The following is a 13,240-nucleotide window of genomic DNA, read 5'->3' as shown; positions in this document are numbered from 1 at the left end:
ACCACGTCCCATGACCTGCGGAAACAGGCCAACGACGATCAAATGCCCACGGTGACCAGCCACCCGGACCGGACACACCGAATGTCTCCGTGACCTGCGGAGACACCTAGACGCCGGGGAATCATGGTCACGGTGCCCACCATGACCACACACGACAGAACAACGACAAAGAGTGACGAAAGGCTAGGCATGACCACCCCGTCTACACCGACACGTGCACGCACCCAGAAGCCGCCGTCCCCTCGAACTCCGCGCACGGCTGACCTAGCCGCCCGGGGCGCCGGCACACACACCGGATCGATGACCGCTGGCGCTGAGCAGTACGCGGCAGCCATGGCGAAGCCGGACGTGGACACCACAACCCTCGTCGGCATGGACCGGGCCCTGAGCGACTTCGGCGGCAGCCTCGAGGTCGTGGTGCGAGGGGTGCGGGCGATGCGGGCGATGTTCGAGCAGGACATGCCCGACGAGGGAGGCCTACACGAGAGGTTGGCCGGTCTTGCTGGCTACATGTCTGGCGTTGCGACGCTCGCCGAGGAGATCCGGATGGCGCAGCGCATGGCCAACGGGGAGGACTGGCGACGGATCCTGGAGCCGCGCAAGAACGAGCGCGGCTACGACTACGGGACCAACCAGGAGTAGTGAACGCTCACGGACCGGCGTGCCAGTGCTCGCACCGCCAGGCGTGTCCGGCCGTCTTGTAGACGACGTTGCAGCTCTGGCATGTCCGGATCTCGACCAGGCCACTCGGCCACTTCGCGGCCTCTTCTTCGGTCGCTCGGAAGCGCTTCAGCGACTCCGGGGCCTTCACTCGTTCTAGATCTTGCTGTACGTGTTCGGCCGCTGCCATGCGAGTAATCGTTGCATTCGTAGCTGTTCGTGGCAAACGTCGCAGGTCAGCGGCATCTGACGCGTTCGTGTGGAAACGTGTCGATCATGGCCAAGCTTGTGTCCACCGGAGTCGCCGCGAAGGAGTTCGGCATCGATCGCGGCACACTGGTCAGGTGGTGGCAGGCCGGCTTCGTGACACCAGCCGTCGTGACGCCTGGTGGACACGCACGGTGGGACTTACAGGAGCTTCGGAGCCAGCTCCGAGGGCGCCAGACGCCACCCGAAGACGATTGACGCAACTGTGCGTAAATGATGCATTCGGCGTACGCTGAGATGAGCCGGACGCGCCCACCCCCTACCCCGGTCGGCGCGTCCGGCCTCTTCGTTGGCTACCGGTTGCGGAGCTGCCAAGCGATATCGCTGGCGGCCTTGTGCGCGGCGGCGGTCGGGTCCATCGTGTAGATGGACTGGTAGATGTTGACCACCGTCGGTTCCCGGGTTTGGCTCGTTGTCCCGCTGCCAACGGGTGTAACCGAGTTGACGTTGAGCGGAAGCTCACCCTTGAACTTCCGGAAGAGCGTCGGGGCAACCGCCGTGACCGCACTTGTCGAGCTGGCAACGGCGTAGCCGCCGTAGGTCCGCAGCTGGGCTTGGTCGAACGCCGACAACGACCCGAAGCCGTTAGCGGCAGCGCGAGCCTTCAGCTTCGCGAACCCCTGAGCCGAGTAGATCGCGTGCGGACCAGACGGGGCCTTGTCGTAGAACGACGGGGGAACCATCGTGCCGTCCTCAGCCCGGACGAGACCACCATCGGCGAACCCGCGGAGCCCCTTGTTGATCGCCACGAGCAGCGGATACCACTTCGCGGTCTGCTCAGCGTTGACCACGAACTCCTCATCGGAGGTCTTCCCGATCATGCCGTTCGAGAACAGGGTCAGGATGTCATCCGACGTGCCCGTCCCCGGACCCTTGAGCAGGCCGCCGGCACTGGCGTCCACAACGGTCGGACCACCCGAAGCAAAGCGCTTCATCTTGCCCTGACTGGGCAGGCCACCACCAGCGCTGTGCGGGCCGTACAGGTACACGTCCGGCGAGTTGGCGCCAGTGCGTACCGCGGCAGTGCCAACGGTCTTGTAAATCGTGACGATCTCGACGGTCGACTTCTTGTTCGTCGGAATCTGGTTGATCTTGTCGCGGAGGTTCGCCATCGCAGCGGCCTGCTGATCCGCATTGGACGTGATCACGATCTGCTTGCCATTGGGCAGCTCGTACACCGCGGTACCCAGGTTGTTGACCTTGAGCTTCAGGCCAGCGGCCTGCGCCTCAGTGGCCGACATCTTCCCGATCGTCTGCTGAAGGCTCTGCGGTAGCACGCCCTGGAACGCGTTCGCCAGGTTGACCGTCTCCTGCCGCTGAGCGGCCAACGCCTCAGACGTGCGGACCGCAGCGTCCTTCGATGTCGAGTTCGCGTAAGCAGCCTGATACGCGGCCTGCTCCTGCGAGGCGAACGCCTGCTCTACCCGCAACAGCGCCTGCGCCTTATCGTCCTCAGTGGCCTTCGCGTCCTTCGAAACCTTGCCGAAGTCGTCTACGGCCTGCTTAGAGTTGAGCACCGCACCGCGGTACCCAAGCTGCGCGTTCTGCTGTTCGTAGATCGCCTGCGTGAGCTTGTTGACCGCGTCTCGACTGCGGTTCTGCGCGGCAGTCGACTGATCGGTCGCAGAAGCCTCCGCGGACACAGCATCCGTGCTGTCCCGGAACGCGATGCCCTTCGAAGCAATGGCGGCTTTCAGCGCGGCGACGGTCGTTGCGGCGTCTGGGTTGGCCTTCGCGTAGGCGTCGAGTTGCTGGTTAACACCCTCGAGCGCACCAGACTCACCCAGCACCGCGGATGTCACCTGCGGGAGCGCGACACCGAACTGCTTGGCGAAGTCCAGCAACGACTTGGAGTTGCCGTTGATGGTCTTCTGAGCGAGGTCCTGAGCGACCGAAGCACGAACGTTGTCGTCGATGGCGCCCTTGGACTCCCGCAGGGCCTGCGTGAAGGTCTGCTGCGACGCGGCCAGCGTGGCAGAGGCGTGGGCTGCCCGCTCCGCATCCTGCCCCATCAGAGCCAGTGCAACCCCAAGGCCGGCCGTCGCGGCGGTAGCAGGGTTGAACACACCTCCGGCGAGGCCCGACATGGTCGTCTTGAACTTGCCCCCTGCGCCATCGGCTGCCTTGATCTTCTCTCCGAGGCCCTTGAATCCGGCGCCGGCGTCGACACCGAACTTGTTGAGGATCATCGCGCTAGCCGCGAAAGCCCCACCCAGTTTCACCACGTCTGCGGGCAGCACGTTGATGGCGCTGGCGAGCGCGTTCACCAGGGTGAGCGCCCCCGTCGCAGCGGACCCGAATCCGGTCAGGAACGATGTTGCGGCCCCGCCAGTCGAGGTGAGCTTCAGGACCGCGCTTTCAGCCTGCTGCAAGCCAGCTTGCAGGTTCGTCAACGGTCCTTGGGCAGTGGCAAGCTGGGCAGCCAGAGCCCCAACGAAGCCGAGTAGGTCGCGGGAGATGTTCCCGAAGATCGTCATGGATCGGCCGGCGTCGTCGGCGCCCCGCGACATGTTGATCAGCATGTCGGAGACGCCTGCCCCGACCTGGCCGGTGAACGACCGGAACCCTTCTAGCGCCCCCTGGCTCTTCGAGATCGCGGTGACCATGCCAGGCATCGCGTTCTCGGCAAGGTCAGTCACCGACCCCGTCAGTTCCTCGACCGCGGGACCGGACCCTGTGAAGGCTTGCTGGATCTCCGGTCGTAGACGGTTGAAGGCGGCCTTCAGGTCGGCAGACGCCTCAAGTAACGGACCACGGAGGACAGTGGCCATTGACTGTGTGTCGGCGACCACCGACGACTTGAGGCTCTTGAACGAGTCACTGACGGCGTCGTCGTTCTTGAGCGCGGCAGCGCCGATGGCAGCGAACGCGGCCGGCACGATGGACAGCGCCGCAACCGTGGCCGCCGCCCCAACCGCGGCAGCGGCAGGTAGCCCAGCGGACAGGCCAGCGAAGGCAAGGGCGTTAAACCGGCCGTTGATGCGGCGTGCGACCTTCTCAGCCTCCGAGTCGGCCGTGTCGCCGTCGATCTCGACGGGGATGCGGACCTTGACCTCTTCGCTGGCGAGATGAGCCAGCATCTGCACTTCAGCCTTGAATTCGGCTGCCTTGTCCAGGTCGGCCGGGATCTCCGCTTTGAGGCCTTTCTCGACCTCTTGGAGGACCGCGTTGAGGTTGCGGCGGAACCCTTCCGTTTCCGGGTCGACGGGGATCTTCAGCGAGTCAGCGGCGGTGCGCTTGATGCTGGCGCGGATTTTGGATCGCCAGGCGTCGTCGATCGGGTTATCAGCCTCGACCGGGAGCTTCGCCGGGGAGGACCGGCGGACGCGCTCTTTGACCTTCTCGATCCCATCGGGGTCGTCGAGGACGGTCTTGATGTGAATGCCGTTGCCGCGCTCAAGGCGCTGGCGGATGCGGCGCTCGTCAGCCTCGGTGTTGTCTTCGAGGTGCACGGAGACATAGGCCGAGGCGATGCGGAAGCCCTCAGGCATTGCGACCACCACCAGTCACGGTGGTCCACGCAAGGCGGGGGCGTTGTGCCGCGAGGCGTCGGCGGAAGAGGGCGAGCTGGAACATTGCTGCCAGCTCGGCGGGTGTGGGGACTGACGTGTCCCCGGAGAGGCGCCGTAGCGGCGCGTCAGCGGTTGCCATTCGAGGTGGACTCCCTCGTTCGGGAACGCCGGCGACACAGACCCATGGGTCTTTCTCGTGTCGGCTTGGCTTCTCTCCCGAGGCACCCGCTGAGGCGGGCGTCACACCATTCGCGGCTTCCCGGACACTCGCATTTCAAGGCCGGGTCTACCCTCTGTCCCGAGGGCTTCCCGACTCGTCGGCCGGAACCGCTAGCTAGCATTCAGTTGTGTGGTCAATGCTCCCTGATTATACCATTTGACGTGCTATAATGGGGGTGGTCGATGCTTTGTGGTGAAGCGCCCAAAGAAGCCCCCGGGGAATGGACACCCTGGGGGCTTCTTGCTGTGCGTGCACAGACAGGTTCACCCACCAAAGGGGTGATACGGCGAGCAGACTTCCGTCAGTCGAGGCGTGATCAACTCATGGACGCTGAGACGAGCACGCCGTGGCTGACTCCGCGGGAAGCGGCCGACTGGATCCGGTGTCATAAGGACACCATCCTCCGAGCCTGCCGCGAGTGGGACGAGACGAACGGCAAGTCGGGCCTGAAGAGCGAGCAGCGTGTCCGCAACGGCCGCCGGAAAATCCACCGCGACGACCTGGAGCGGTGGGCAGCTGGCAAGGCACCAACCCGCGGACGCAAACGCTAGACGTTCCCACGGCGCATGGCGGCCTCGTCCGCTTCCGACGCTGCTCGCGCCTTCGCGATCAGGTCTGCAAGCCAGGCGTCGTGACGCTCCCGCACTTCCGGGTCCGCGCACAGGCGCTCCCAGAAGCGCACAGCGTCAGCCATCGCCTCGTCCGGCGTCAGCTCCCGCTCCCCCTTGGCGCGGCGGATCAGGTTCATGACCGTCAGAGGTCCCAGCACATCGGCCTCAGTGGGCCGTGGGGGCAGTGGATCAAGCTCCCCGGCCAGTCGGTCGATCCAGTCAGTCACGCGGCCTCTCCGTCCTCTACGGCCCGCAGGTGGCGTACCACAGCGAGGCGGGCACGGCGTGCGTCGGCGGCCGGCAGTCCGACCTCAGCGACGGCGGCCTCAACGGCAGCTGCGAGAGCCACAGCCTTGGTGTGTTCGATCTCGCACAGCCGCTCGTCGATGCGGAGCTTGGCGATGGAGGTGAGCAGGGAGCCCAGCTGAGTGACGGCGTCGCGGTAGAGCTGGACCTCAGCCCGGACCTGCTCCGAGGTCATACCCCGGTATCCGATGGTGGTCAGCTCCCCGATGCGGGTACGGAGCAGGTCCTTCCACGCCAGTAGCTCGCCGGTCAGGAGCTGAAGCTCCCGCAACGGGTCGTCCACTGGCGGGTGTTCCTGCGCTGCCCACCACCGGCGGAGGTCCTGTTCGGCCAGGTTCACGGCGGCCTTGGCCTGGACCTGAGGGGCGCTCCCGCCGTGGAAGTGGCACACCGTGGCGCCACGACGCGGGGGCTTCTTGCACCGCTCCCCTGACTGCTTGCTGGTGGCCGTGCACTGCACCGTGACCACCCCTTCCCTGAGTTCGGATATTGACACTTATCGCAAGTCAGGACGCCCGGGTGGCGCCTAGATCAACGCGTTCCATGGGGTCAGACCCCACCCGGACCGTCCAAAGGGTTCAGGCCTCCGCCGGCGCTTCGGGGTTTGCTTCTGCCTTGGCTTCGCGAAGGGCCTGTAGCTGCCCGATCAGGAGTTCCCGGTTGGCTGCTGCCTGCCGCTCGGGGTGGTCCCGCTCGTCGCGGAACTGCTCCCAGTCCCCCATGACCTTGACCTGGTTCTCCAGGTAGCGTTCCCGCCCGCGGGAGACGGACGCAGCCTCGAGGATCATGTCGCCGGCGGTGATGGGTCGGGTCGGGCGGTCCTGCTCGTTCGCGGTGAACGCTGCCAGGGCGCGGGCGGCCATCGGGTCGGGGGCAGCGTCGACAGCGCGGCTGACGTTCTCCTTCGCGATGGCGAGCTTCTGTTCCCGGTCTGCGATGACGGACTTCATCGCGCCCTCACGGAGGGCCTCGGACAGGGCGGTGTGTGCACCGTCCACCTGAGCCTGAAGGGCACGGAAGGCTTCGATGCCGGGCTGGCGGTCCGCGGGCTGCTCCGGCTGCACGGCGGCCTGAGCGGCTGCGCGTTCGGTTGCGCGCTGCTGGTGGTGCGCGGCGAGGCGTTCGCCGATGGAGTGGGTGCCAGGGGTGCTGGTCATGAGGCTTGTGTCCTTTCGGGTCAGGAGGCGGTGACGGGGGTCCCGTAGTAATCCGGGTCCGTCGTGTTCGAGCTGGGGGAGGCGACGCCGGCGGAGTCGAACCACTCCAAGCGGTTCGCGAGGAACCGGGCGGTCAGACCGCCGGCGGTCTTGACATCGCAGTACTGGCCGTTCGGGGTGAGGGTCATGACGCCGGTGATGGTGGAGTTGTCGGACTGGTGCACGATCTGCGGGTTGTTGGGGTCGCCCACGGCGTGGAGGTACAGGCCGTGGCTGCGGTAGTTGGTGGCAGCGAGCATCTGCGTGATCTGGTAGCTGCCGTTGGAGGGGCGAGAGCGAGTCATCTGCTGACTTCCTGTGTTAGGCGGCGGCGTTGCCGCGGTTGAGTCCCTCAGTGAGGGTGTTGAATTCGCGAAGCTCGGCTTCCTTCAGCTCGGCTTCTGCTGCGCGGAGGCTGGCCAGTGCGTCGCTGTACTCGTCGCGGTCCCCGCCACGGGCAGTTTCGGTGAGGGCCGCTCGGTAGGCGTCGACATCGCGGCGGATGTCTGCGGAGCACCGGTGCTCCGGCTGTTCAGCTGTGGTCACTGGTTCTCCTTGCGGCTGATTTGGTTGAGCAGGCTCCCCCATGCGCGGAAGGCTCCGGGGATGTCGGCTGTGTGTTGGCGGAGTTGGCGGAGGCCGGCGGCAGTCCAGGCGACGCCGGGTCCTTCAGGGAAGCGGCTAACGCACCAGCCGTCAGGGCCGACGACTGCCCAGGGCGGGTAGCCGTTGTCCTGTTCGAACTCCTGGACAGCGGCTACCCACTCGTCTGATCCGGGTGTGACCCGGTCTGCCTCGAGTGGTTCCGGCGTCACTTCGCCTCCTGAGCTTCGCCGCAGCGGCAACGCCGTCGGCGACAGGTGACGCAGCCGGCTGGCCACGAGGAGTTGAACGCCTGTCGGAGTCGGGCTTCGTTCTCCGACATGGTGTAGCCGCGGGCCTTCAGCCACATCTGCTTAGCAGGCAGCTTCAGGAACCGCAGCCAGGCTTGGTGGTACCAAGCGTCTTCGTTGATCATGCTGCGTACTCCTCGTACCGGTCGATAGCCCTTCCCGTACCGGGGTCACGGACGGGTTCCCGCCACGACGACCCCCTTATTGGCTTCGCTGTGCTGCTCGGCTCCCCGGTGATCGGATCAAGACCACGGTGAGCGCGGGCGTTCATCTCAAACCACGCCTGTTCCTGGCGTGCCTGGAAGCGGAGATCGTTCTGGCGCTCGCCGTACTGCACCAGACCCTCATGCGGGCCGTCGGTGATCTCACGTGGCGGCGTTGGTGGGGTCCAGTGGTCTGGCCCCAGGATGTCTACGACGAGACTGCGGGGAAGTTCCTCGGCTCCGTGGTAGCCGCCGAGGTCTGGCCCAGTCTGGGCCACTTTCTGGTTCTTCCAGAAGCCTTGACGCAACCACTTGTGCAGGAACACTCGGTGCTTCGGATCGCTCAGCTCAAGTCGGTATGTGCGAGCGGCCTCGACCAGCGTCGGAGCATCCACCTCTTGGAGGGCACGGACGAACTCTCGAGCTGCGTCGTCGTATGGCCCCTTAAGGCCTCCATATGCCTGACAGAGCATGGCGAAGGCTGTCTTCAGCTTCTGTCGTTCCTCCGACTCCTGAGGTGCGTCGTCGAGAGGACTTTTCTTAGGACTCTTTAAGGACTCTTCGGGTGCATCGGGTTCACCCCGTTCCGGAACCCCGTTCATCCCGCGAGGTGCATCGGGTTCAGGTCGTTCCCCAACGGGGTGCACTGGGTTCAGGTCGCGGGGTGCATCCCGTTCACCCCGTTCCTTCGCTCGTTCCTCCTGGCGAATGCACTCGGCGCAATTCTGGTAGTGCCGCTTCACCTGGAGATCCCAGATCTTCGGTCGGTTGTCGGCCCGGAGCTTCTTCCACTTCGCCACCTCACGACCGGGCTTGATCAACCCAAGAGTTCTCAGGCGCTCGACGGCGCCTGGGATAACTCGTTCAGATAGATGGGTCATCCCAGCCATCCGCTTGACGGAGGGGAACGCCGCCGAGCCGTCGACCTCAGCATGGTGAGCGAGCGCGGCTAGCACGGCAACGAGAGTCGCCGCCTTCGGGCTGACGCCCTTCTCGTCATCAGGGATCGGGGCGTGCAAGAACGCCCACTCAACCGCTTGGTAACTCATGCGCACTCCCAGGGACCCCACAGCCCCCGGTGCGGACGCGATCGCACCGGGGGCGTGGGGAAGTAGACGCGGCGGGCGGGGAGATGATCGCCCGAAGGCCACCGCCCGCCGCTAACCCGGGACTCAACCGCCAGTGCTGCGCAGGAGAAGGACGCGCACATGGCGGAGTCAACCGGGGGCTTACAGTTGATCACGCGGCAGCCTCGTTCTCGGCTGTGATGCCGCGCCACCAACGGAGTTTCGCGCCATGCCGGCTGCGCCTGGTGGACGCAACCGGACGGCGGTCGAATACCTCGGTGATCTCGCCCCTGCGGGCCGCCGTGAGCATCACGACGGCGATCAGCAGGCGGTTGTACGGGCCCCCACCATCGGTCGACACCAGCTTGTCGACGTGGTCGGCGGTGAAAGGCGAGCCCGACCGGACCAAGAAGTAGAACGGCTTCTCGACCCGGTCGCGGTCGCCGCGGTGGGCCGCAACGTCGGCGGACAGAACAGCGTCCACACCGGCGTCACGGTCCTTGCGGCCCTCTTGCAGACTCACAGCTTTTCCTCGGGTCCGTAGATCAGCTCCGCGATCCGCACGTACCCCGCCACGCGGACGGACTTCGGGTTGTGGAGTTGGGTGGCGTCGAGAGCCGCGCCGATCTGGGCGCGGAGTTCGACGAGGTCGTATTCCAGACCGACCTTTCGCGCCCACGCGGTGGCGAGGTCGACGAAGTGGGCTACGTCGGCGTGTTCAACGGGGGCGGTCACTTGGCCACCTCCGACTCTGCGGCGTCGCGCATCGCAGCCTGCTGTTCGTAGGTCCGCCCCAGACGGCCCGCAGTCAGCACGTACAGATAGCTCAGCGCCCGACCGGTGCCGACCAGTCGGTCCGTGTCCGTCATCGCCGGACGACCGGCCGCCAAGGTGACAGCCTCATCGGCGTAGTCCTCGACTAGCAGGCGGGAAAGGGTGTCGAGCACCCAGTTTGGGTCCAACTCCGGGTAGGTCGCGGTGGTCACGCGGCACCCCCGACCTTGCGGCCCGCGCAGAAGATCGAGTAGAGCAGGTGGGCGAAGTGCTGGGGGCCCTCGGCGGACATGGCCTCAGCCGACGCGGCGGCGAACTTCATGTCCCCTTCGGTCCAGGTGTCCCCGGACCGGGTGTCCATACGGAAGATCTCGAGGTCGAAGTCCTGCTCCGGGAACGGGGCGATCACGAGGCGCTTGTGGGAGTACCACTTGCCGTCGATGTCCAGGTAGGGGGTGCAGTCGGAGTGGTCGCACCAGTCGGTGGCGCAGACGTAGTCCGGGAGGGTCGGTTCGACCTTCCAGCCGATGGCCTCGGGGGTGACGTTGGGGGTAAACTCGGTGATCGTCATCTTCGTGGTCTCCTTGCAGACCTAGGGGGTGGCTGAGCCGCCTCGGGCCGCAATCCCGGGGCGGTTCCTTGATTTCAGGCGGCGATCGGTCCGCCAACCGTCTGGCTTTCGAGCCAGGTCTTCACGTCTTCCCAGGCGTAGCGCGCCCGGTTCCCGACCAGGATGTAGCGGGGCCCGCGGCCCTCGTAAGCCATCTGAGACAGCGTGTTGGCGCTGAGCTTGAGGTAGTCAGCGACCTCCCGCCGCGTAGCCAGGTCCGGCATCAGCGTCTTGTCCACCTGTTCGCCTTTCGGGTCGGTCCGTTTCCATCTTGGGAACTAGATTAGCTCATGTCTCCGTCGTTCGCAAGATGCGTGATAAGGTTTCCGATGTGGAAACAACTGACCAGCGGGTGGCCCGCAACGTCAAGGAGTTGCGGGAGATCCGCGGCCTGAAGGTGCGCGACCTCGCGGCGAGCATGTCCGACTGGGTTGGACAGAAACTCCTACCGAGTGGTGTGACCAAGGTCGAGCAGGGAGCCCGTCGCGTAGACGTGAGCGACCTGGTTGCCCTTGCGCTAGCGCTGGACGCGACCCCTAACCGTCTCCTGCTCCCCCCAGAGGCAGACGACACGGAGGTGCAGCTCTCCCCCAACATCAGCGCTACCGCCCGGCAGGCATGGGTGTGGGCCAACGGCCTTGAGCCGCTCACATACGAGACCCGCAGTCACCGCGACCGTCAGCGGAAGCTGACCTTCAGGGCCGACAACAACCCACTCGTCGAACCCGAGTTGACCGCCCGCGAAGGCGGGCCGCACTGGGATCAGCTGGTCAGGCTTGGGTCCGCGCTCTCCGCGTTCTGCCGAAGGAACGACCTCTCACCCGGGCGAGTTGTGCCCATCCTCCAGTGGATCGCCGAGAGCCAACTCAGAGCGCCGGCAGAAGGGGAGACCGATGGCTAGCGTCGAAGATCGCTGGTGGACACAGGCGAAGGACGAAGCCACCGGCAAGCCGCTGCTTGACGAAGACGACAAGCCGGTCATGATCAAGACCGACCGGTACGGCAAGGGCCTCCGCTGGCTGTGCCGCTGGCGCGAGCCAGACGGCGCTGAGCGAAAGAAGTCCTATCGCAAGAAGGGCGACGCTGAAGCACACGTCAACCTGGTCGAGGCGGACAAGCTCCGCGGTACCTACATCGACCAGCGGGCCGGCGAAGTCCTGTTCAGCACCTATGCCAAGAGTGAGTGGCTGGCGAACCTGACCCTTGACCCGCTGACGCTCCAGAACATCGAGGACCGTCTCCGCCGGTACGTCGAGCCGTACCCGCTGTGGCGGTTGCAACTGAAGGCTGCGCAGAAACCCGCCGCTATTCAGAACTGGCTGAAGTCGCTGTCTCACGTGAAGACAGCCAAGGGTGATCCGCTTGCCGAGTCCACTAAGGCCGTTGTGTTCTCTCACGTGTCGGCCATGCTGAACTGCGCGGTCGACAACGAGGTGATCAGTAAGAACCCGTGCCGGCTGCGCTCGGTCAAGGCACCTAAGCCCGACTCACGGAAGATCGTCCCGTGGTCGCGGGACTGGGTGATGGGGATGCACGCGGCCCTACCGGACCGCTACAAGCCGTTCATTCCGATGGGTTCCGGTCTGGGGCTGCGCCAGGGCGAGTCGTTCGGGCTGTCTCCCGATGACATCGACTGGCTACGCGGGAAGGTCAACGTCCAGCGTCAGGTGAAGATCGTCGGAAACAGGCTGTGCTTCGCACTGCCGAAGGGCGGCAAGGTCCGTGAGGTGCCCTTGCCGCCGCGTGTGCGCGATGAGCTGGCCGCGTACCTGGCGCAGTTCCCGGCGGTCGAGGTGACCTTGCCGTGGGAAGAGCCCAACGGCAAGCCGGTCAAGGTGAAGCTTTTCGTCACCACGCGGGAGCGCACAGCCTGCAACCGCAACAACTTCAACACCTACGCGTGGCGGCGGGCCCAAGAGGTTGCGGGGATCCCGGCGGATCGCATGAACGGTCAGCACGCGTTGAGGCACTTCTACGCCTCGACGCTGCTGGATGCTCGAGAGTCGATCGTCGCCGTGGCCGCGCACCTCGGACACCACAACCCCAGCGTCACCCTGCGGTACTACGCACACCTCATGCCTGAATCCGAGGACCGGACGAAGGGGGCCATCGACGCCATGTGGGCCCCTCGCAACGCCGATGGTTCATACCTTGTGACTGCGGTCGGGGAGGCCCCATGCGCCCCCGACGTGCCCCAGGGCAGCCCGGGGCACCCTCTGACCAGCCCGTCCATTCAGAACAGCCTGAACTCGTCGGACTCGATGCCGCGCAGCTCGTCGTAGTCCAGGGTCAGGCACCGGATCCCGCGGTCCTCAGCCAGCGTCCGGGCCTGCGGCTTGATGATCTGGGCCGCGAACACGCCCTGCACCGGGGCCAGCAGCGGGTCGCGGTTGAGCAGCTCCAGGTACCGCGTCAGCTGCTCGACGCCGTCGATTTCGCCGCGGCGCTTGATCTCCACCGCCACCGAACGGCCGTCGGCGTCGCGGGCCATGATGTCGACCGGGCCGATCGCCGTCGGGAATTCGCGGCGGACCAGCGTGTAGCCGTCGCCGAGGGTCTTGATGTGCTCGGCCAGCAGTTCCTGCAGGTGCGCCTCGACGCCGTCCTTCTGCAGGCCCGGTTCCGCGCCGAGGGCCTGGGTGTAGTCGTGGAAGACCTCGTCGATCGAGATCACCAGCTTTTCACCCTGCTTGTTCTCGACGATCCAGAGCTTGCCGTCCTCGATCAGCCAGCAGGGCGGGCTCATCCAGTTCAACGGCTTGTACGCGCGGTCGTCGGAGTGGACCGACACCGAGCCGTCGGACTTCACGAGCAGCAGGCGGGTGGCCATCGGCAGGTGGGCGGTGAGCCGGCCGGCGTAGTCGACCTGGCACCGCGCGATCACGAGACGCACCCGAGGAGGGTAGGACAGGTCCGGGATA

Annotated in this window: 17 protein-coding genes; 3 read left to right on the top strand and 14 right to left on the bottom strand. The window is 65.7% G+C overall.

From position 1 onward, the window contains the following. Nucleotides 1–333 precede the first annotated feature (333 nt). On the top strand, nt 334–642 hold the full coding sequence (locus tag H4696_RS42250) for a hypothetical protein (RefSeq protein WP_192782823.1): 309 nt from the start codon (nt 334–336) through the stop codon (nt 640–642). A 578-nt stretch (nt 643–1,220) separates the two neighbouring features. On the opposite strand, the gene H4696_RS42245 is transcribed toward H4696_RS42250, so the two are convergent. The 13 genes from H4696_RS42245 to H4696_RS42185 form a co-directional block, all read right to left on the bottom strand. Further along, complete coding sequence (locus tag H4696_RS42245) at nt 1,221–4,418, bottom strand: hypothetical protein (protein ID WP_143265228.1); 3,198 nt, start codon at nt 4,416–4,418, stop codon at nt 1,221–1,223. Nucleotides 4,419–5,206: 788 nt separating this feature from the next. Next, entirely contained in the window at nt 5,207–5,497 is a 291-nt protein-coding gene (locus H4696_RS42240; RefSeq protein ID WP_086862633.1) for a hypothetical protein, read from the bottom strand. Continuing rightward, complete coding sequence (locus tag H4696_RS42235) at nt 5,494–5,859, bottom strand: hypothetical protein (protein WP_143265227.1); 366 nt, start codon at nt 5,857–5,859, stop codon at nt 5,494–5,496. The genes H4696_RS42240 and H4696_RS42235 overlap by 4 nt, the downstream gene beginning before the upstream one ends. A gap of 295 nt (nt 5,860–6,154) precedes the next feature. Continuing rightward, nucleotides 6,155–6,733 carry a hypothetical protein gene (locus H4696_RS42230; RefSeq protein WP_086862631.1) on the bottom strand — a complete coding sequence of 193 codons (579 nt, stop codon included), beginning with the start codon at nt 6,731–6,733 and terminating at the stop codon, nt 6,155–6,157. A gap of 20 nt (nt 6,734–6,753) precedes the next feature. After that, nucleotides 6,754–7,077: a hypothetical protein gene (locus H4696_RS42225; protein WP_086862630.1), complete on the bottom strand. Its 324-nt coding sequence runs from the start codon at nt 7,075–7,077 to the stop codon at nt 6,754–6,756. A gap of 16 nt (nt 7,078–7,093) precedes the next feature. Further along, a complete protein-coding gene (locus H4696_RS42220) occupies nt 7,094–7,318 on the bottom strand; it encodes a hypothetical protein (RefSeq protein WP_192782822.1) in 225 nt (74 codons plus the stop codon). Nucleotides 7,319–7,583: 265 nt separating this feature from the next. Next, the gene (locus H4696_RS42215) at nt 7,584–7,790 is read right to left on the bottom strand and encodes a hypothetical protein (protein WP_143265185.1); all 207 of its coding nucleotides are present in this window, start codon (nt 7,788–7,790) and stop codon (nt 7,584–7,586) included. Continuing rightward, nucleotides 7,787–8,917: a hypothetical protein gene (locus tag H4696_RS42210; protein WP_143265184.1), complete on the bottom strand. Its 1,131-nt coding sequence runs from the start codon at nt 8,915–8,917 to the stop codon at nt 7,787–7,789. The genes H4696_RS42215 and H4696_RS42210 overlap by 4 nt, the downstream gene beginning before the upstream one ends. A gap of 190 nt (nt 8,918–9,107) precedes the next feature. After that, nucleotides 9,108–9,458, bottom strand: coding sequence for a hypothetical protein (locus tag H4696_RS42205; protein WP_086862032.1), 351 nt, complete (start codon nt 9,456–9,458; stop codon nt 9,108–9,110). Continuing rightward, nucleotides 9,455–9,670, bottom strand: a complete 216-nt coding sequence (locus tag H4696_RS42200; protein WP_086862031.1) for a hypothetical protein — start codon at nt 9,668–9,670, stop codon at nt 9,455–9,457. The genes H4696_RS42205 and H4696_RS42200 overlap by 4 nt, the downstream gene beginning before the upstream one ends. Beyond that, entirely contained in the window at nt 9,667–9,921 is a 255-nt protein-coding gene (locus H4696_RS42195) for a hypothetical protein (RefSeq protein WP_086862030.1), read from the bottom strand. Before H4696_RS42195 ends, H4696_RS42200 begins: the two co-directional genes overlap by 4 nt. Further along, nucleotides 9,918–10,280 (bottom strand): hypothetical protein, encoded by a 363-nt coding sequence (locus tag H4696_RS42190; RefSeq protein ID WP_086862029.1) that lies wholly within the window; start codon nt 10,278–10,280, stop codon nt 9,918–9,920. The genes H4696_RS42195 and H4696_RS42190 overlap by 4 nt, the downstream gene beginning before the upstream one ends. A 74-nt stretch (nt 10,281–10,354) precedes the next feature. Further along, nucleotides 10,355–10,558: a helix-turn-helix transcriptional regulator gene (locus H4696_RS42185; RefSeq protein ID WP_211299741.1), complete on the bottom strand. Its 204-nt coding sequence runs from the start codon at nt 10,556–10,558 to the stop codon at nt 10,355–10,357. 71 nt (nt 10,559–10,629) lie between these two features. Here H4696_RS42185 and H4696_RS42180 point away from each other — a divergent pair, with 71 nt between their 5' ends. Continuing rightward, a complete protein-coding gene (locus H4696_RS42180) occupies nt 10,630–11,220 on the top strand; it encodes a hypothetical protein (RefSeq protein WP_143265182.1) in 591 nt (196 codons plus the stop codon). Further along, complete coding sequence (locus H4696_RS42175) at nt 11,213–12,601, top strand: site-specific integrase (RefSeq protein WP_211299740.1); 1,389 nt, start codon at nt 11,213–11,215, stop codon at nt 12,599–12,601. The genes H4696_RS42180 and H4696_RS42175 overlap by 8 nt, the downstream gene beginning before the upstream one ends. On the opposite strand, the gene nucS is transcribed toward H4696_RS42175, so the two are convergent. After that, complete coding sequence (nucS, locus tag H4696_RS42170; RefSeq protein ID WP_163046839.1) at nt 12,553–13,212, bottom strand: endonuclease NucS; 660 nt, start codon at nt 13,210–13,212, stop codon at nt 12,553–12,555. The genes H4696_RS42175 and nucS overlap by 49 nt on opposite strands. Between the last annotated feature and the right edge of the window lie 28 nt (nt 13,213–13,240).

Source organism: Amycolatopsis lexingtonensis (assembly GCF_014873755.1).
In the GTDB taxonomy this organism is placed as follows: Bacteria; Actinomycetota; Actinomycetes; order Mycobacteriales; family Pseudonocardiaceae; genus Amycolatopsis; species Amycolatopsis lexingtonensis.
The sequence above is the reverse complement of the archived record's forward strand: the minus strand, read 5'-3'. Positions and strand labels throughout refer to the sequence as shown.

Excerpts from the sequence above, each read along its gene's own strand:
- H4696_RS42250 (WP_192782823.1), top strand. The coding sequence starts at position 334 with ATGGCGAAGCCGGACGTGGACACCACAACCCTCGTCGGCATGGACCGG.
- H4696_RS42245 (WP_143265228.1), bottom strand. The coding sequence starts at position 4,418 with ATGCCTGAGGGCTTCCGCATCGCCTCGGCCTATGTCTCCGTGCACCTC.
- H4696_RS42230 (WP_086862631.1), bottom strand. The coding sequence starts at position 6,733 with ATGACCAGCACCCCTGGCACCCACTCCATCGGCGAACGCCTCGCCGCG.
- H4696_RS42225 (WP_086862630.1), bottom strand. The coding sequence starts at position 7,077 with ATGACTCGCTCTCGCCCCTCCAACGGCAGCTACCAGATCACGCAGATG.
- H4696_RS42215 (WP_143265185.1), bottom strand. The coding sequence starts at position 7,790 with ATGATCAACGAAGACGCTTGGTACCACCAAGCCTGGCTGCGGTTCCTG.
- H4696_RS42210 (WP_143265184.1), bottom strand. The coding sequence starts at position 8,917 with ATGAGTTACCAAGCGGTTGAGTGGGCGTTCTTGCACGCCCCGATCCCT.
- H4696_RS42190 (WP_086862029.1), bottom strand. The coding sequence starts at position 10,280 with ATGACGATCACCGAGTTTACCCCCAACGTCACCCCCGAGGCCATCGGC.
- H4696_RS42180 (WP_143265182.1), top strand. The coding sequence starts at position 10,630 with ATGCGTGATAAGGTTTCCGATGTGGAAACAACTGACCAGCGGGTGGCC.
- H4696_RS42175 (WP_211299740.1), top strand. The coding sequence starts at position 11,213 with ATGGCTAGCGTCGAAGATCGCTGGTGGACACAGGCGAAGGACGAAGCC.